This window comes from Kitasatospora sp. NPDC043950, assembly GCF_056435345.1.
Map to the genome: position 1 here is coordinate 14,095 of NZ_JBWKER010000008.1, position 16,839 is coordinate 30,933.

The following is a 16,839-nucleotide window of genomic DNA, read 5'->3' on the forward strand; positions in this document are numbered from 1 at the left end:
ACCCCCCCCCCCCCCCACCCCCCCCCCCCCCCCCTCCCCCCCCCCCCCCCCCCCCCCCCCCCCCCCCCCCCCCAGGCCAGGAAACGCGCGGCCGCCCCGCCCGAGGAGCCCGGCGCCGGCAAGGCCCCCGCGCACGGATTCACCCGAGGGCGGCTATTGCCGACGTGATGAGCGCACGCGCCTGGGCACCGTAGACCGCGAGGCGCTGCAACTCGCCGAACGCCCGGATGTAGTCAGCGATCTCGCGGGGCTGGGTGACGTTGACCTCAGCTGTCAGCGTCTCCACGACAGCATGCCGATCGTCGTACAGGTAGAACGCTTCGAGGGGCCACATGCCGCGCTGTGCGGTGGATGGGATGACCCCCAGCGACAGCGATGCCAGCGGCATCACCGCCAGCAGATGGCCTAGTTGACCGGCCATGGTCTCCGCGTCACCGATCCGGGAGCGGAGCACCCATTCCTCCATCAGCACCGCGAACCTGTGCCTGCCCTCGTTCAGGAGCCGTCCTCTCGCCACCCGCGCGGCAACGGCGTCGGCCACATCATCAGGGGTCCCCTGAAACTCCGTGATGGAGCGCATCAGGGCAGTCGCGTACCCGGGCGTCTGGAGGAAGCCGGGAACGACATTGGAGACGTACGTCCGGCACAACTCCGCCCGCTCGTGGAGCGTGTAGAAGTCCTCCTGCACCTGGCGCATCCCTGCGCGGTGCAGCCGACGCCACTCCATGTACATCGACTCGACCGCTCTCGACGTGGCGATCAGGTCGTCCGACTGGTCAGCCGCTGTGCAAGCAGTGCACCATGCCCGAATGTCGGAGTCAGACGGAGGGGTTCGCGCACTCTGGATGCGGGAGACCTTCGAAGGGTTCCACCCGCACCGGAACGCCAGCTGTCTACCCGTCAGGCCGGCATCCTTGCGGAGATCGACAAGGCGGTTGGCAAGGGCAAGACGCGCCGCTTGCGCGCTTGATGACGGAGACGTCGGCATAGGTCTGGCGGTCCGGTGCTCGCAGGGTAAGGGCGGGTCAGACGCTGTACTCGTCGTGCGGGGTGCCACGCTCCCACACAGCCTCGAACGCGGAGGAGACGAGATGAACCGTCGCGGAGTCCTCGGAGAAGGCGAACCCGGGCTCGGCCCAGTCGCCGTACCCCGTGAAGAAGTGGAACAGCACCAGCTTGTCGTCGATCAGCCAGAAGTCGTTCCCCGGCAGCGCGATGTTCGACGTCTGACTCCTCGGCAGCCACCGAACCAGTTCTCCGGCCGCCAGGTTCATCGGGGTAACCGCGTGCTCCCACCGGATGTAGTCGGTCACCGGCTCGGACACGATCCGGGCCCGCCGCATGACCACGCCACGACCGACCGTCTCGCGGACGAGTCCCAGCCACTCGGGCCACCACGACGCTTCGGGGTCCAGCTCGATCTCGCCGGTGCGGGCGAATCGATCGATCTCCTCCGCCTCGTCCTCGACCCACACGGTAGGCGAGCCTCCGCCGCCCGTGCTGGGGTCGATGCCCACAAAACCTAGTGCCATGACGATCTCCAACGTCTGTGGAGTTGCAGGGACGTGCACCACCGTCAGCCCTGCGAGTCAGAAGCACAACCCCGCATGCACGAAATTGCACGAACCCGGGCAGAGCCACACCTCTGACACCCCTCCACGCAAGAGGAGCCGGACTTGTCCAACGGCCGGCGGGCCCTTGGGCCTGTTGGATTCCAACAGGCCCAGAACGCACGAAAGGCCCCTAGAAACCGCCGTGTGGTGCCGAGGCGAGTGGAAGTGGAGGGTGTCGGCGGATGGCGGCCCTGAGGTCCGGCCGCCCCGGGCGCCACTCGCATGTCCGCGAGTGGCGCCCGGCTGACCTGGACGAGCCGACCGCGCTGCGCAGGAAGTCGGCGGGCCCGACTTCCTGCGCACGGTCGGGTGTTGCTCAGGAGCGGGTGGTTCGGGCGGCGCGGTCTCGGCAGTGGGCGAGGGCGTGCTTGATGCGGATGTCGGCGGTGGGGGCGGCGACGAGGAGTTCGCCGGCGTCGACGAGGGCGGTCCAGTAGTGGGCGGGGTCGCCGACGGTAGGGCGGGGGCGGGCGGCGGTGAGGGAGAGGTAGGCGGCGGTGAGGTTCCCGGTGGTGAACCAGCGGGCCAGGCCGTGCTGGTGGCCGGCGCGGATGCCACCCATGGCGTCGATGGCGGCCAGGAAGAGGTCGACAACGGCGAGTTCGGTGGCGTCGAGGGGCTTGGGGATGTCGAAGACGCCGAGGGCTTCGAGGAGTTCGCCGGTGTCGGCCTCGGAGCCGGGGCGGGGGTTGGCGAGGAGGGCGTCGTAGCAGTCGTCGAGGCGGAGTTGGGTGTCGGTGAGGGGGATGCCGAGGGCCAGACAGACGGCGCGGGCGGAGGGCAGCGGCTTGCGGGTGCGGCGGGAGAGGAGGGCGTAGGTCTCGGCAGGGGTCCTGCCGCGGGAGAGGACGTGTCGGGCGAGGGCGGTCAGGGAGGGCTGGTGCATGGGGAGTCGGTCTTTCAGACGGTGGTGAGGGAGGAGGGGGCGATGCGGGCCCAGACGAACTTGCCGATGCTGCCAGGGCGGTTGGCGCAGCCCCAGTGTTCGGCGAGTTCGTCGACGAGGAACTGGCCGCGTCCGTGTTCGTCGTCCGGGGCGACCGCCCGGACGGTGAGTGGCTGGTGTTGGCGTCGTGGACCTCGATGCAGGTCGAGGCAGGTGGGGCGCCCGGCCACCAGCAGGACCTTCATGGTGTTTCCCACCGGATCGTGCTGCTGCCGGTTCACTGTGTGGTCCTGAGCTTGAGGTCGGCGTGGACGGTCTTGCCGTCGGACATGAGGGCGGTGCCCCAGTGGCCCCGGGTGAGCTTGTGTACGAGGTCGAGGCCCCGGCCGCCCTCGGCGTTCGGACCGGCGTCGACCCTCACAGGCAGGATCCGGCAGCCGTCGGTCACCCCGATCCGCACGTCCCTGCCGGTGATCGAGACGATCTCGACGCTCATCGTGAGCTGGCAGCCGGTCTTACTGGCGTTGCCGACGAGCTCGGAGACGATCAGTTCGGCGTCGTCGGCCAGGTCCTCCAAGCCCCACTTGACCAGCACTGTCCGGACCAGGTGGCGGGCTGTCGAAGCCGATTCGGGTCGGTAGGGCAGGTGGACGGCCTGCCGCCTCTCGCCGCCCACCAGGGCCGGGGTGGGGGCAATGGTCGTGTTCACGCCGCCTTCCATCGCCGAAGAGCGAGCAGACGGACAACGTGCGAGGGCCTACCAGTGGCGATCACGGCGCGACTCCGGAAAGAGAGCTGGTGATGGGAGGTTTGGCCGGCGCCAGGCCCACGTGGGAAGCGGCCCGGTGCCGGGCATCCGCCCCGAGGGGCGGGCGGCTTGCATCCAGTGAACGGCCATCACGAGACGGGTGGTGAGGCAAAGTCGGCGGCGTTCTGGTCGGATCCCAGCCGGAAAACTTGACCGTCCCATTGCCTGGTCGCCTGCACGGCAGGTGATGGCGCGGCTACGTTGACTCCATGGTGGTCAACGTCCAGCTCCGTCACCGGATGGCCGAACGCCGCATGACGAAGGTCGAGTTAGCCCGCGAAGTGAACCTGGAGATCGAGATCCTCACCGGGCGGCTCGGCACCGTATCAGAGCGCACAGTGCACAACTGGCTGAGCGGTTCGACCCGGTGGCCACCGGAGAAGATTCGCCGCGCGCTCAAGGCAGTATTCGGCTGTACGCCCGAAGAGCTGGGCTTCGTCCCGACCGGGAGGGCCCGCACCACACCGGAGGAAGACGTGAGGCGACGCGACTTCATAGCGGCGGCCGGCGGTACGGCGGTCACCGTACTCACCCCTACCCCTGCAGCGTCGGCAGGTAGCCGCATTGGCATCACCGACGTGCAGAACCTGCAACGGCGCTTTACTGAGGTCATCGCCAGCGACCACCGTCACGGCGGCCGGCTCAGCATCGAGTCCAAGGCCGCATCGCTCGCCGACGAGGCCCTCGAACTGCAGAAGAACGGCATCGCGACCCAGCGGATCCGGGCCCAGCTGTACGCCAGCGCGGCGGCCTTCATGTCCTCGGCGATGTGGGCCGCGATCGACGGCCGCCGCTTCGATGCCGCACTCGAACACCACCGGAAGGCCGCCTCCCTGGCTGCTATGTCCGGAGACTCCGGCATCCAGTTCCGGATCTGGTCCCACGCGGGAAGTATGTACCGGCATCTGGGACAGGTGGGCGACGCTCTGGCAGCCAACGACGTGGCCCGCAGCCTGCCGATCGCCCGCCGCGACCCGCTGTTCGCCTCCCTCGGGCACGCCCGCCACGCGGCCATCCACGGCCTGACAGGCGACTCCAAGGCGGTCCGCCGTTCGCTCGGACACGCACAGGACGCTCTCGACCGGGTGGACCAGGCAGCCACCCGACCGGTGTGGATAACCGCCTTCTACGATCAGTCCGAGCTCGACTCCCTCGCCCTCGCCGCCCACCTGGCGGCCGGGAACTGGGAGGACGCCGAAGCACGAGCCCACCGCAGCATCGCCCAGCGGCGCGACGCCATGCGGCGGTCCATCGCGATCACCACCGTCCGCCTCGCCAGGGCCCAGCTCGGTCAGGGGGACCTGGAGCCTGCGGTCGCCACGGCGATGTCCGTGCCGACCGCAGGCTCCACCCACCCCCGTGTCAAGCGCATGCTGGCGGCCTTCGGCACCAACCTGCATGAGCGGGCGCCCGGCAGCACATCGGACAGGACCTGGACCGCGTACACTCACGACACTTGGAGGACCACCGCGTGACCGTCGAACTCCGCCACCACACTGCGTTGGCGCCCGAGGCCCGACAGGATCTGCTGGACGTCTACGCCGACGTGCGCGGCCCGCTGCTGCACCTGCCGAACTACCGTGTCGCCGCATTCGCCGAACGCCTTGACCGGCATACCGCCGAGCCCGGCTTCGAACTCGTCCTCGGCTACGACGGTGAACTGCCGGTCGGATACGTCTACGGAAACACCGTCGAGGCCGGCGACCGGTACTGGAAGCGCATGACCGATCAGCTTCCCGACGGCTGGACCGACACGCCGACCCTGGCCATCAAGGAGATCGGCGTGCGCACGCCCTGGCGTGGCACCGGCACCGCCCGTCGCATCCACGACGCACTGCTGGCCAACCGCACCGAAGGCCGAGTCACGCTGATGGTGAACCCGCTCGCCGGGGACGGGAAGGTCCAGCGTCTCTACGAGACCTGGGGCTACCAGGCGTTCAACGCCCAGCAGCCATCACCGGAATCGCCTCGATTGACGGCGATGATCCGTCCGACCCGCTGAACTCCGCGACGGCGACCCTGCGCGTGAGGCCGTCGAGCACGGGCAAGCCCTCGCCGCCCGGCGATCGCGCGGGCGCCTGGCCGCCCTGCCCCTTCCCTCTTCGGCATGGAAGCGGAACACCACCCCATGCCGGACCAGGAACGCGTCATCAGGATCCGCCGCCCTATCTCGACCTGATCGCCGGCGGCACCAAGACCGTCGGGGTGCGCGTCGGCTACCCCAGCATGCGAAAGATCCATCCGGGGCAGCTGCTCGTCTTCGAGTCCGGGGACGCCCGCTACCGCGCCCGGGTCACCGAGGTGGTGGAGTGTCCGGGCTTCGACGCGATGCTCGACGCCGAGGACCTGGAGGCGATCGGATCCGAGGGGGTGAGCCGGGCCGAACTCCTCGCCGCCTGCCGCGAGATCCACCCGCTGGAGAAGGAGCGGCTCGGCGTCCTCGCGATCCACCTGCGGCTCGCCCCGTAGCCGGGGAGCGACCGCGCTGCGCAGGAAGTCGGCGGGGCCGACTTCCTGCGCGCGGAACGGGTTTTCAGGTGCGGGTGGTGCGGGTGGTGTGGGTGGCTTGGGTGCGGCAGTGGGTGAGGGCGGGTTTGAGGCGGGGGTCGGGGGAGGGGGTGGCGGTGAGGAGTTCGCTGAGAAACCGCTGGGCATCGGTTCGGCCTTGACCTACGATCGCGCGAATGATCACTCATGGAGCGATACTCGACACCGCCCTCGCCCGGATCACCGCTGGTTACGTGTTCCCCGAGAAGACGGCGGCCATGGAAGTGGCGATCCGGAACCGGCTGGCGGAAGGCGCTTATGAGGGCCTGGACGAGCGGGGGCTGTGCGAGCGGGTCACGGAGGACTTGCAGGGGGTGTGTCCGGACAAGCACCTGCGGCTGCTGTGGAGCGAGGAGCCGCAGTCGATGGACGAGGAGCCGGAGGACGTCGCCCGGGCCCGGTTCGAGCGGTACGCCCGGGAGAAGAACTACGGCATCCGGCGGGCAGAGCAGCTCGACGGCAACATCGGCTACCTCGATCTGCGCATGATTCCCCCGGCCGGGGTGGGCGGTCCCGCGATCGCCGCCGCGATGCAACTGGTCGCTTCCACCGAGGCGTTGGTCATCGACCTGCGGCAGTGCAGCGGCGGTTCACCGGAGGGTGTGCAGCTGTGGTGCAGCTACTTCTTCGCTGACGACGAGGTGCACCTCAACGACATCTACGACCGGGCTACCGACTCCACCCGCCAGTACTGGACCCTCGGGCACCTCGCCGCGCCGCGCTATTCGGACCGTCCGGTGGCGGTGCTGACCAGCGACTTCACGTTCTCCGGTGGGGAGGAGCTGTCGTACAACCTGAAGGTGCTCAAGCGTGCGACGCTGGTCGGGCAGACGACGCGTGGTGGCGCCCACCCGACGGCCCGTATTCCTGTCGCGCCGCATGTGACGGTGACCGTGCCGGCGGCCCGCTCGATCAACCCGGTCACCGGCACCAACTGGGAGGGCGTTGGCGTGGAGCCGGACGTGGCGGTTGCCGCTGAGGATGCGCTGGAGAAGGCACTGGAACACCTTCGCGCGTAGTCGAGTCCCCCGGCTGCTCAGTCCTGAGCAGCCGGGGGGCCTATCGAGGCAACTGGTGCGGCGCGGTCACGCTCAAGGCTCAGCCACCCCTTGGGTCCCGCCGCCCCCGTGAGCGGCGGGACCCAAGGGGTGGCGGGACCAGGGGGTGGCGGGTCAGGCGGGGCGGATGCCCGGGTTGCCGGCCTCGGTGACGAAGGAGGCGGCGGTGGTGACGGTGCCGCCGGGGCGGGTGATGTGGGAGACGGCCCGGTAGTCGGCGCGCACCTGGTGGCGGTCCAGGGTGAGCGTGGTGTAGCCGCGCCGCCCGTCGTAGAACTTCATGTGCGGGTTGGCCGACATCAGGTTCTGCCAGTTGGACGGCCGCTCCTCGCCGTCGCCGTCGCTGCTGATCGAGGTGCCGACGAACTCCACGCCCACGGTGCGCGAGTCCGGCTTGTCGAAGTCGCGCTTGACGTCCAGGGCGTAGGCGACGTGGACGTCACCGGTGAGCAGCACCAGGTTCTCCACCCCGGCCCGGTCGACGGCGGCCAGGAAGCGCTCGCGGGCGGCCGGATAGCCGTCCCAGGCGTCCATGGAGAGCTTGGAGCGCTCGGCGGTGGTGTTCTTGCGGCGGGAGAAGACGACCTGCTGTGGCACGACGTTCCAGGTCGCCCGGGAGCGGCGCAGGCCCTCGGCGAACCAGCGCTCCTGGGCGGCGCCCATCAGGGTGCGCCGCGGGTCCTCGGACTCCGGGGTGGGGTACTGCCAGCCGTCGCCGTTGGCCTGGTCGTCGCGGTACTGGCGGGTGTCGAGGATGTCGAACTGCGCCAGCTGCCCGAAGTGGACGCGCCGGTAGAGGGTGAGCTCGGTGCCGCGCGGCTGCGGCATCCGCAGCGGCATGTTCTCCCAGTACGCGCGGTAGGCGGCGGCGCGGCGGGCGATGAACGGCGCCGGGTCCTGGCCCTTCTCGGGGATGCCGGCCGCGTAGTTGTTCTCCACCTCGTGGTCGTCCCAGGTGACGTACCAGGGGTGGGCGGCGTGCGCGGCCTGGAGGTCGGGGTCGTTCTTGTAGAGGGAGTAGCGCAGCCGGTAGTCCTCCAGCGTGGCCGTCTCGTGGTCGAACAGCGCCGGCAGGGTGCGGTCGGTGTACTTGCGGTCGCCGCCCGCCGCGTCGATGCCGTACTCGTAGATGTAGTCGCCGACGTGGAACACCGCCGCCAGGTCCTCGTCGGCCAGGTGGCGGTAGGCGGTGAAGTAGCCGTCCTCGTAGGCCTGGCAGGACACCAGCCCGAAGCGGACGGCGTCCAGCCTGCGCCCGCGCTCCGGCGCGGTGCGGGTGCGCCCCACGGGGCTGCTCCAGGCGCCGACGGTGAAGCGGTACCAGTACACCCGGTCCGCGTCGAGGCCGTCGACGTCCACGTGCACCGCGTAGTTGAACTCGGCGTGCGCGCGGGCGCTGCCGCGCCGCACCACCTTGCGGAACCGCTCGTCGCGGGCCAGCTCCCAGCCCACCCGCACCGAACCGGTGGGCGGCAGACCGGCGCCGGGCTCCAGCGGGCGCGGCGCCAGGCGGGTCCACAGCACGACGGACTCGGGCAGCGGGTCGCCGGAGGCCACGCCGAGGGTGAACGGGTCGCCGGTGATGGCGCGCGGGCCGAACTCGGCGTCCTCGGCGTGCGCGGACGGCAGGTTGACGGTGAACGCCAGCGCGGCGGCGGCCGAGGTGACGGTGAGGAAGCGGCGCCGGTCCAGCCGCGCGGCGGCCTCGCGCAGCTGCTGGTCGGGGGAGGGGCGGTCGGCAGGGCGGGTCATGGGGTGAAGGCCTTTCGCTGCTCGGCGGTGTGCGAAGGAATTCGAGTGGACCGCGCCGTACGCCAGGGGTCGGAATTCCGGCAGCCGAGTGATCATCTGATGGGGGATCAGTGAAGGTCCGACAAATCCCCCCGGGTGGACGGAAACGGACGCGCGTAGCGTCACCCGCGCGACCGGTCCACTTGGCCGGCGGCCGCAGGCCCTCCCGCCACCGTCCGGGCCCGCCACCGGCCCCGGCCGGCCCGCAGGCCCCGCACCGCGGCCGCCCGGCAAAGCCCCGAACCCGCACGAGGGGACGGCTGCTCCGTACCCGGAACGGGCCGCGCGACGAGATCCACCCCCACTGCACACAGGCGCTGGCAAAGTCAAGAAAAACCACCCGAACGGGGGGGTCCACTTCTACGCCGGAGGGCGGTCGTGATGTACAACACGCTGGCACCCCAAGCGAGTTGACTGATAGGAATCACCCCGGGGGACCCGACCATCAGCTCACACCTCTGGGAGGGAACCATGAAGAACCGCTTCGTACGTCGTGCGGGTGTTGTGGTGGCCGGCCTCGCCGTCCTGACAGTCGGCTTCGGCAGCACGGCGGCCATGGCGGCCGCCCCGGCCCCTGCCCTGGCCCCGGTCGCAGTGGTCCAGAACGTCACGCCCGCCATCACGGCCGTGCAGACCTGGACCTACGTCACCGGCCCGCTGGAGACCACGCTCACCCTCGACACCACCGCCCGCTCCGCGTCCATCGTGGTGTACGCGAACGTGCCGCTCCTCGGCAAGGTCAAGGTCGGCAGCGCCTCCGGCAGCCTGACCGAAGGCATCACCTTCCACCTGGGCCTGTCGCCGTTCGTCAACGGCACGCAGAGGTTCTACCTGGTCGGCGACGACGTGCACCTGTACTACGACTTCGACGCGCTCGGCAAGCACTACACGGGCGACGTCAAGCTCGGCACGCTCCCGCCGTTCTAGCAGCCCCGCTCCACACCTCCGGCGCCGCCCGCCGCCCCCGCGACCCGGGGGCGGCGGGCGGACCCACACCCGCACCAGCCGCCCGGCCCCCGCCACGGCCACCCGCGCGAACGCCGGCCCTACAACTGCTGCGGCAGCCAGCCGTTCTGCACCGCCCGCATCCCGAACTCGAAACGACTGCGCGCACCCAGGCGCTCCATCAGATCCGTCGCCACCCGCCGCGCCGTCCGCGACGACACCCCCAGCCGCTTGGCGATCGCCTCGTCCGTCAGCCCCTGCGCCAGCAACCGCACCACCGTCGCCTCCTGCGCACTGAGCCCGCCCTCGTCCCGCACCGCCGACGGCCCCAGCTCCCGCGCCTGACCCCACACGTGCTCGAACAGCGCGCACAGCGCCACCAGCGTCCCGTGACCGGTCAGCACGACCGCCCCCGCACGGGTGTCCTCCCCGCTCACCGGGATCAGCGCCGTCGCCCGATCGAAGATGATCATCCGGGTCGGCAGCTCCGGCACCGTCCGCACCTCCCCGCCCAGCTCCGCCAACCAGCCCACGTACGCCACCGTCGGCTGGCTGTTGCGCACACTGTCCAGGTACACCGTCCGCATCCGCACCCCCCGGCCCAGCAGATCCCGGTCATGCGGCCGGGACGCCTCGATGCTCTCCGGAGAATGCCCGCCACCCGGCGCGAAGGTCATGATCTCCGCCGTCAGGCCACGGGCCAGCGACGCGATCCGGTCCCGGATCTGGTCCAGGCCCACCAACTGCTCCACCCCCGCGTGCGAGGCGGCCGGCCGCAGATCCGCGTACTCCGCGATCAACTGCGCGGCCGCCGCCCGGGACGCCTCGATCCGCAGCTGCTGCGCCGCCAGATCCGCCTGCTGACGGGCCATCAGCAACTCCATGCCGACCTGCGGCGACACCGCACGCAGCTCGCCCTCCCGCTCGTAGGAGGGCCGGATCAGCGCCAGCTCGCTCAGCAGGTCCAGACAGCGCCGGACCTCCTCCTCGCTGCGCCCGAGCCGCTCCGCCAGCGCCCGCACCCCGTCGCCGGGATGCGCGAGCATGCTGCGGTAGACGCTCTCCGACACGGCATCCAGCCCGAGTGCGGTCAGCATGCCTCGTTACCCCCCGGTGTGTAAGGCCTGAATCGCCAATCGCTGCGTACGCGATCATCGCACGCGAGTGCGAGAGGGGGCCAGCAAGCGGTCCTGGACGGTTCCGGACACCGCCGGAACCGTCCAGGTTGATCCTCTATGCCGGGATGTCGACGGTTCGGCAGAGTCCGTTCCATGTACCTGATTCACGCCGAGATCCAGGCCCCGGCCCCGGCCCCGGCCTCGGGAGCAGCGCTCGCGCCCGACACCGCCGGGGTGCTGCTGGCGAGCGCGCGGCCCCAGGAGCGCATCGAACACGTCGCCGTGCACGAGGGCGCCGGGCCCGGCGCCGTCCTCGGCGTCTACCTGGTCGCCGGCCGGCTGAGCGCCGCCGAGACCGTCGTCGACGCGTTCTGCCGGCGCGCGGTCGAGACCGTCCCCGCGCTGCGCGGCTGGACGCTCACCCGCGTCGGCGCCCCGCTCGTCGCGCCGTTCTACGAGCGCCTGCTGGACTGATCCGGCCCGGCTGGACGGATTCGGACGCTGCCGCTTCCGTCCACCGGAGAACCCTTCCACCCGCCCTGAACTGCGACGAAGCTAGTACTCGCCAGCAGGGCCCACCGCCCGGAGGCAAACCGGCCGAGCGTCTACCGCGGGACGCGACACCGGACTCACCGCCACCCGTCCAGTTCTCGAAAGAGGTCAACTCCCATGCTTCGCACCCCGCTCGCCAAGGCCGCCGCGGTCGCCGCCCTCGCCCTCGCCGCCACCCTGCCGATCGCCGGCCAGGCCTCGGCGAACACCATCTGGGACGGCCCCGCCCCGGCCCCGGCCGCCACGACGGCGAACACCATCTGGGACGCCCCGGCCCCCGCCCCGGTCACCGTGACCCCGGCCAACACCATCTGGGACTGACCTGCCCCGCGCCGGCCACCGCCGTGAACACCATCCGGGACTGACCCGCCCCGCCGTCGCCCGAGGCCACCCGACCGCTGCTCCTGCAGGGCAACTGTCCGCCTCCGTCCGGGCCACGCCCCCCTCTTCCCACGCCGGCCCCGGCGCCACCACCCCTTTCACCCCGTCAGGACGTGTCGTCGTGCCCTCCGCGCTCTCCAAGCTCGCCCGCGTCACCCTCGCCGCCTCCGGCGCGATAGCCGCCACGGCCGTCACCACCACCGCGGCCCACGCCGCCGCCTCGTCCACCGTCGGCGGCCAGATCACCCGGTCGGAGATCATCTCCCGCGCCCAGTACTGGTTCAACCAGAACCCGGGCCTCACCTACAACCAGGGCGCGACCTTCCCCGACTCCAGCGGCCGCTACTACCGCAAGGACTGCTCCGGCTACGTCTCCATGGCCTGGCACCTGGGCTACAGCGCCACCACCCGGTCCATCGCCGACTCCGAGACCTACCCGATCTCGCGCAGCGACCTGCGCCCCGGGGACGTCCTCAACAGCTACTACGACCACGTCCTGCTCTTCGAGAAGTGGGACGACCCCGGCCACACGACCTTCTCCTACTACTCCTTCGGCTCCACCCCGGTGAAGCACATCGCCGGCGCCTCCATCAACGCCGCGAAGTTCGACTCGCACCCCAACGGCGACTACAAGGCGCGGCGCTACAAGAACGTCGTCGAGGACGTCAGCACCTCCCCGTCCTCGCTGCCCTCCGGCACGCTGGTCAAGTCCCCGAACGGCGCCTCGGTCAAGGTCATCATCAACGGCGCGGGCCTGCCGGTCGCCGGCTCCGACGTCGCCGCCGACGGCTACGACCTGAGCAAGATCGTCCAGGTCGACGACGGTGCCTTCAACGCCCTGCCCACCGTGCCGCCGCCCGGCACCGTGGTCCACGACCAGGCCGGCGGCTCCTCCCGCTACGTCGTGGTCGGCGGCGCGGCACTGTTCATCTCCGGCGCGGACTGGACCGCCGACGGCTACAACACCCGCGCCGACATGGGCGTCCCGTCCAGCTGGCTGCAGGGCGCGATCAACACCGGCCCGGCCACCGGACTCGTCGTGATGGACCAGTCCGGCACCGACGCCGGCCGCTACGTCGTCGTCAACGGCACCGCCATGCACATCTCCGCCGCCGAGTGGACCGCCGACGGCTACAACACCCAGTCCCTGATGGGCGTGCCCAGCGACTGGCTGAAGGCCGCCATCGCCAAGCCCATGCCCAACGGCACCGTCCTGATGGACCAGTCCGGCACCGACCCCGGCCGCTACGTCGTCGTCAACGGCGCCGCCGTGCACATCTCCGCCTCCGAGTGGACCGCCGACGGCTACAACCTCCAGTCCCTGATGGGCGTGCCCGGCGAGTGGCTCAACACCACGGCCAAGAAGACCGTCCCGGACGGCACCCTGATCAAGGGCCAGGCCGGCATCGACCCGTCGATCTACGTGATGGCCAACAACTCCGCACTGCCGATGACCAGCGCCGAGTTCACCACCGTCTACGCCAACCAGCCGGTCCTGGGCGTCCCGGAGGAATGGGAGGCCGCCGAGGTCGCCCGCCCGCTCGCCAACGGCACCCTGATCACCGACGCCGCCGGCACCGACTCCACCGTCTACGTGATGGCCGGCGGCCTGGCCGTCCCGCTCACCTACGCCGACTTCACCGGCTACGGCTACGACAAGCTGCCGCTGCGCGGCGTCCCCGGCACCTGGCTGGGCGCGGCCGCCGCCAAGAGCGCCCCCGCCGACGGCACCCTGCTCCAGTCCTCCGACGGCCCCACCGTCTGGCAGGTCGTCAACGGCGGCAGCAAGAAGGCGGCCGCACCCGGCTCCTACAACGCCGCCGACGTGGTGAAGGTCCCGACCGCGCTGACCGCCAAGCTCCCCACCGTCGCCTGACGCACCCACCCCGCCAGGGCGGCCCGGCCACCGCAGGCCGGGCCGCCCCGCGCCCGCACGCACCGCACCTGCACACACGTACCGCACCCGCACGCACCCGCTCGTCCGACCAGCCAACCCGCATCTGCCCAGGGGGACTTCCGTCATGACCGCCGCCGCCCGCAAGACACCGGCCCTCGCCGCCGCCACCGTCCTGCTCGCCCTGGCCGCCCCGCTCGCCCTCGGCGGCCAGGCCTCCGCGGCCTCGGTGTCCACCTGGGACAAGGTCGCCCAGTGCGAGAGCGGCGGCAACTGGAGCATCAACACCAACAACGGCTACTTCGGCGGCCTCCAGTTCTCCCAGAGCACCTGGCTCGCCTACGGCGGCAGCCAGTACGCCCCCTACGCCAACCGGGCGACCAAGCAGCAGCAGATCCTGATCGCCGAGAAGGTCCTCGCCGGGCAGGGCCAGGGCGCCTGGCCGCACTGCGGCCCGGCGGCCAACCTGGGCGCCGACCACGCCAACCCCTACCCGGCCGGCACCTCCTACCCCGACCCGGCGTCGCTGCCCACCGGCACGCTCGTCAAGTCGCCCAACGGCTCCTCGGTCAAGATCCTGATCAGCGGCGCGGGCCTGCCGGTCGCCGGCTCCGACGTCGCCCCCGACGGCTACGACCTGAGCAAGATCGTCCTGGTGGACGACGCCCGCTTCAACGCCCTGCCCACCACCCCGCCCGAGGGCACCGTCGTCCACGACCAGGCCGGCGGCTCCTCCCGCTACGTCGTCGTCGCCGGCGCGGCGCTGTCCATCTCCGGCGCGGACTGGACGGCGGCCGGCTACAACACCCGCCCCGACATGGGCGTCCCCACCGCCTGGCTGCAGAACGCGCTCACCAACACCCTCCCGACCGGCCTCGTCGTCCACGACCAGGCCGGCGGCAACGCCCGCTACGTCGTCGTCGCCGGCGCCGCCCTGCCCATCTCCGGCGCCGAGTGGACCGCCGACGGCTACAACACCCGCGCCGACATGGGCGTCCCCGGCGCCTGGCTCACCTCCGCCACCCAGGCCACCGTCCCGAACGGCACCGTCGTCAACGGCCAGGCCGGCACCGACCCGTCGATGTACGTCATGGTCAACGGCACCGCCCTGCACATCTCCGGCAGCGAGTGGACCGCCGACGGCTACAACACCAAGACCCTGATGGGCGTGCCCGAGGCCTGGCTGCAGGGCGCCGTCGCCAAGCCCCTGAAGAACGGCACGGTCCTCACCGACGCCGCCGGCACCGACTCCACCGTCTACGTGATGGCCGGCGGCCTGGCGGTCTCCCTGACCTACGCCGACTTCACCGCCATGGGCTACGACAAGCAGCCGCTCATGGGCGTCCCCGGCACCTGGCTGGGCGCGGCCGCCGCCAAGAGCGCCCCCGCCGACGGCACCCTGCTGCTCTCGCCCGACAGCCCCACCGTCTGGCTGGTCGCGGGCGGCGGCAAGAAGGCCCTCACCGCAGCCGACTTCGGCCCCGGCAAGTACAGCCTCGCCGACGTGGTCAACGTCCCGACCGCGCTGACCGCCAAGCTCCCGACCGCCACCGCGTAACCCCGGCCCCCGACCACCCCGAGCCGCCCGGCCACACCCGCCGGGCGGCACGGGCGCGCCCCGGAGACGCCCGAAACCCGCGTGCCCCACCGGACACCGCTCCGGTAGCCTGCAGACCATGTCGAGCCCCGAGGCATCCAGGGTGGGGGCTTTCGGTCACGCGCCGTCAGCCCCCTGAACCCCCGAGCCGCGCACCCCGCCCTCCCGCCGCACCCCGCAGCCGGACGGGCACGCCCTCAGGCCCCGGGCGCTGACCGCGGTGACGAGACGCCGACCTCCCGCGCATCTCCTCACTCCGGAGCCCTCAGATGTCCCCGACACGCCCGATGCCCCTCCCGCTGTACCTCCTCGCCCTGGCCGTCTTCGCCATGGGCACCTCCGAGTTCATGCTCGCCGGCCTCCTGCCCGACCTCGCCGCCGACCTCGGCGTGAGCGTCGGGGCGGCCGGCCTGCTCGGCCCCGCCTTCGCCGCCGGAATGGCCCTCGGCGCCCCACTGATGGCCGCCCTCGCCCGCACCTGGCCCGCCCGCACCAGCCTCCTCGGCCTCCTCCTCGCCTTCGCCGCCGCCCACGCCGCGGGCGCCATCACCACCAGCCTCCCGCTCCTGTGCGCCACCCGCGTCGCCGCCGCCCTCGCCTGCGCAGGCTTCCTCGCCGTCGCCCTGACCACCGCCGCCACCCTGGTCGCCCCCGACCGCAAGGGCCGCGCCCTGGCCGTCCTGCTCTCCGGCACCACGCTCGCCACCATCGCCGGCGTCCCGGCAGGCGCCGCCCTCGGCACCCTGCTCGGCTGGCGCGCCACCTTCTGGGCCGTCGCCGCCCTCTGCCTGCCCGCCGCCGCCGGCCTCCTGCGCGGCATCCCGGCCGCACCCGCCCCACACGACAGCGCCCCACACGACAGCGCCCCGCATGACACCGCCCCGCATGACACCGCCGAACCGGCGCTGCGCACCGAACTCGCCCAACTGCGCCGCCCCCGTCTGCTCCTGGTCATGGCGCTCGGCGCCCTGGTGAACGCCGCGACCTTCGCCGGCTTCACCTTCCTCGCCCCCGTCGTCACCGACACCGCGGAACTGGGCCGGCTCTGGATCCCCGTCGCCCTGGTGCTCTTCGGCGCCGGCTCCCTGCTCGGCGTCACCACCGCCGGACGCCTCGCCGACCACCGCCCCCGCCTGCTCCTCGCGGCCGGCGGCCCGCTGCTGCTCGCCGGCTGGCCCGCCCTCGCCGTCCTGGCCGAGGAGCCGGCCGCGCTGCTGGCCCTGGTGTTCGTGCAGGGCGCGCTGTCGTTCGCACTGGGCACCACCCTGATCACCCGGGTCCTCTACGAGGCGGCCGCCGCCCCCACCATGGCCGGCTCGTACGCGACCGCGGCCCTCAACGTCGGCGCCGCCACCGGACCGCTGGTCGCCGCCCCCACCCTGGGATCCAGCGCCGGGCCGCTGGGCCCACTGTGGGCGAGCGCCCTGCTCGTCCTGCTCGCGCTGCTCGCCGCTGTCCCGCTGCGCGGGGTGCTCGCCCCCCGCCACGGCGGCGCGTAACAGGCCCCGGGCCGCACCTCGCGGCAGCTGCGCCGTGGGGGGGGGGGGGGGGGGACGGCCCCCCCCACACGGGCCCCCCCCCATTGGGGCGGCGGCCCCCGCGTTTACACCCCCGTTCTCTCCCCCCCCTCCCTCCCTCCGTCTCTGGTG

General features: G+C 71.9%; 17 protein-coding genes. 10 read left to right on the forward strand and 7 right to left on the reverse strand.

All coding sequences use genetic code 11. The features are described from left to right. Positions 1–139 precede the first annotated feature (139 nt). The 5 genes from AC07BF_RS07500 to AC07BF_RS07520 all read right to left on the reverse strand — a co-directional run bounded on the left by AC07BF_RS07500 (position 140) and on the right by AC07BF_RS07520 (position 3,208). Positions 140–988 (reverse strand): helix-turn-helix domain-containing protein, encoded by an 849-nt coding sequence (locus AC07BF_RS07500; RefSeq protein ID WP_400986814.1) that lies wholly within the window; start codon positions 986–988, stop codon positions 140–142. Between the two features lie 37 nt (positions 989–1,025). After that, positions 1,026–1,532, reverse strand: a complete 507-nt coding sequence (locus tag AC07BF_RS07505) for a DUF6879 family protein (protein WP_478333063.1) — start codon at positions 1,530–1,532, stop codon at positions 1,026–1,028. A gap of 397 nt (positions 1,533–1,929) precedes the next feature. Then, the gene (locus tag AC07BF_RS07510) at positions 1,930–2,499 is read right to left on the reverse strand and encodes a hypothetical protein (RefSeq protein WP_363587864.1); all 570 of its coding nucleotides are present in this window, start codon (positions 2,497–2,499) and stop codon (positions 1,930–1,932) included. A 14-nt stretch (positions 2,500–2,513) separates the two neighbouring features. Further along, complete coding sequence (locus tag AC07BF_RS07515; RefSeq protein WP_363587862.1) at positions 2,514–2,756, reverse strand: ATP-binding protein; 243 nt, start codon at positions 2,754–2,756, stop codon at positions 2,514–2,516. Positions 2,757–2,776: 20 nt separating this feature from the next. Further along, on the reverse strand, positions 2,777–3,208 hold the full coding sequence (locus tag AC07BF_RS07520) for an ATP-binding protein (protein ID WP_478333064.1): 432 nt from the start codon (positions 3,206–3,208) through the stop codon (positions 2,777–2,779). Between the two features lie 308 nt (positions 3,209–3,516). On the opposite strand from AC07BF_RS07520, the gene AC07BF_RS07525 reads away from it, so the two are divergent. From AC07BF_RS07525 to AC07BF_RS07540, 4 genes are all read left to right on the forward strand, one after another. After that, entirely contained in the window at positions 3,517–4,782 is a 1,266-nt protein-coding gene (locus AC07BF_RS07525) for a helix-turn-helix domain-containing protein (protein ID WP_478333065.1), read from the forward strand. Beyond that, complete coding sequence (locus AC07BF_RS07530) at positions 4,779–5,309, forward strand: GNAT family N-acetyltransferase (protein WP_363623967.1); 531 nt, start codon at positions 4,779–4,781, stop codon at positions 5,307–5,309. The genes AC07BF_RS07525 and AC07BF_RS07530 overlap by 4 nt, the downstream gene beginning before the upstream one ends. A gap of 23 nt (positions 5,310–5,332) precedes the next feature. After that, positions 5,333–5,776 carry an ASCH domain-containing protein gene (locus tag AC07BF_RS07535; protein WP_478333066.1) on the forward strand — a complete coding sequence of 148 codons (444 nt, stop codon included), beginning with the start codon at positions 5,333–5,335 and terminating at the stop codon, positions 5,774–5,776. Between the two features lie 215 nt (positions 5,777–5,991). Next, positions 5,992–6,873, forward strand: coding sequence for a S41 family peptidase (locus AC07BF_RS07540; RefSeq protein WP_363623969.1), 882 nt, complete (start codon positions 5,992–5,994; stop codon positions 6,871–6,873). A 153-nt stretch (positions 6,874–7,026) separates the two neighbouring features. On the opposite strand, the gene AC07BF_RS07545 is transcribed toward AC07BF_RS07540, so the two are convergent. Next, complete coding sequence (locus AC07BF_RS07545) at positions 7,027–8,664, reverse strand: alkaline phosphatase D family protein (protein ID WP_400810421.1); 1,638 nt, start codon at positions 8,662–8,664, stop codon at positions 7,027–7,029. Positions 8,665–9,174: 510 nt separating this feature from the next. Between AC07BF_RS07545 and AC07BF_RS07550 the strand changes: the two genes are divergently transcribed. Continuing rightward, the gene (locus tag AC07BF_RS07550; RefSeq protein WP_363587849.1) at positions 9,175–9,630 is read left to right on the forward strand and encodes a hypothetical protein; all 456 of its coding nucleotides are present in this window, start codon (positions 9,175–9,177) and stop codon (positions 9,628–9,630) included. Positions 9,631–9,749: 119 nt separating this feature from the next. Here the strand turns inward: AC07BF_RS07550 and AC07BF_RS07555 are convergent, their stop codons facing one another. After that, a complete protein-coding gene (locus AC07BF_RS07555) occupies positions 9,750–10,745 on the reverse strand; it encodes a helix-turn-helix transcriptional regulator (RefSeq protein WP_363632442.1) in 996 nt (331 codons plus the stop codon). A 174-nt stretch (positions 10,746–10,919) separates the two neighbouring features. Here AC07BF_RS07555 and AC07BF_RS07560 point away from each other — a divergent pair, with 174 nt between their 5' ends. The 5 genes from AC07BF_RS07560 to AC07BF_RS07580 all read left to right on the forward strand — a co-directional run bounded on the left by AC07BF_RS07560 (position 10,920) and on the right by AC07BF_RS07580 (position 16,689). Continuing rightward, a complete protein-coding gene (locus AC07BF_RS07560) occupies positions 10,920–11,240 on the forward strand; it encodes a hypothetical protein (RefSeq protein ID WP_363632444.1) in 321 nt (106 codons plus the stop codon). A gap of 195 nt (positions 11,241–11,435) precedes the next feature. Continuing rightward, complete coding sequence (locus tag AC07BF_RS07565; RefSeq protein WP_478333067.1) at positions 11,436–11,639, forward strand: hypothetical protein; 204 nt, start codon at positions 11,436–11,438, stop codon at positions 11,637–11,639. 181 nt (positions 11,640–11,820) lie between these two features. Further along, positions 11,821–13,575, forward strand: a complete 1,755-nt coding sequence (locus AC07BF_RS07570; protein ID WP_478333068.1) for a hypothetical protein — start codon at positions 11,821–11,823, stop codon at positions 13,573–13,575. Positions 13,576–13,720: 145 nt separating this feature from the next. Next, on the forward strand, positions 13,721–15,151 hold the full coding sequence (locus tag AC07BF_RS07575; protein ID WP_478333069.1) for a transglycosylase family protein: 1,431 nt from the start codon (positions 13,721–13,723) through the stop codon (positions 15,149–15,151). Positions 15,152–15,477: 326 nt separating this feature from the next. Further along, complete coding sequence (locus tag AC07BF_RS07580; protein ID WP_478333100.1) at positions 15,478–16,689, forward strand: Cmx/CmrA family chloramphenicol efflux MFS transporter; 1,212 nt, start codon at positions 15,478–15,480, stop codon at positions 16,687–16,689. The last annotated feature ends 150 nt before the right edge of the window (positions 16,690–16,839 follow it).

Bases quoted from the DNA above. Each gene is read 5' to 3' on its own strand.
- AC07BF_RS07500 (WP_400986814.1), bottom strand. From the start codon at position 988: ATGCCGACGTCTCCGTCATCAAGCGCGCAAGCGGCGCGTCTTGCCCTT.
- AC07BF_RS07505 (WP_478333063.1), bottom strand. From the start codon at position 1,532: ATGGCACTAGGTTTTGTGGGCATCGACCCCAGCACGGGCGGCGGAGGC.
- AC07BF_RS07510 (WP_363587864.1), bottom strand. From the start codon at position 2,499: ATGCACCAGCCCTCCCTGACCGCCCTCGCCCGACACGTCCTCTCCCGC.
- AC07BF_RS07525 (WP_478333065.1), top strand. From the start codon at position 3,517: ATGGTGGTCAACGTCCAGCTCCGTCACCGGATGGCCGAACGCCGCATG.
- AC07BF_RS07540 (WP_363623969.1), top strand. From the start codon at position 5,992: ATGATCACTCATGGAGCGATACTCGACACCGCCCTCGCCCGGATCACC.
- AC07BF_RS07545 (WP_400810421.1), bottom strand. From the start codon at position 8,664: ATGACCCGCCCTGCCGACCGCCCCTCCCCCGACCAGCAGCTGCGCGAG.
- AC07BF_RS07550 (WP_363587849.1), top strand. From the start codon at position 9,175: ATGAAGAACCGCTTCGTACGTCGTGCGGGTGTTGTGGTGGCCGGCCTC.
- AC07BF_RS07555 (WP_363632442.1), bottom strand. From the start codon at position 10,745: ATGCTGACCGCACTCGGGCTGGATGCCGTGTCGGAGAGCGTCTACCGC.
- AC07BF_RS07560 (WP_363632444.1), top strand. From the start codon at position 10,920: ATGTACCTGATTCACGCCGAGATCCAGGCCCCGGCCCCGGCCCCGGCC.
- AC07BF_RS07565 (WP_478333067.1), top strand. From the start codon at position 11,436: ATGCTTCGCACCCCGCTCGCCAAGGCCGCCGCGGTCGCCGCCCTCGCC.
- AC07BF_RS07575 (WP_478333069.1), top strand. From the start codon at position 13,721: ATGACCGCCGCCGCCCGCAAGACACCGGCCCTCGCCGCCGCCACCGTC.
- AC07BF_RS07580 (WP_478333100.1), top strand. From the start codon at position 15,478: ATGCCCCTCCCGCTGTACCTCCTCGCCCTGGCCGTCTTCGCCATGGGC.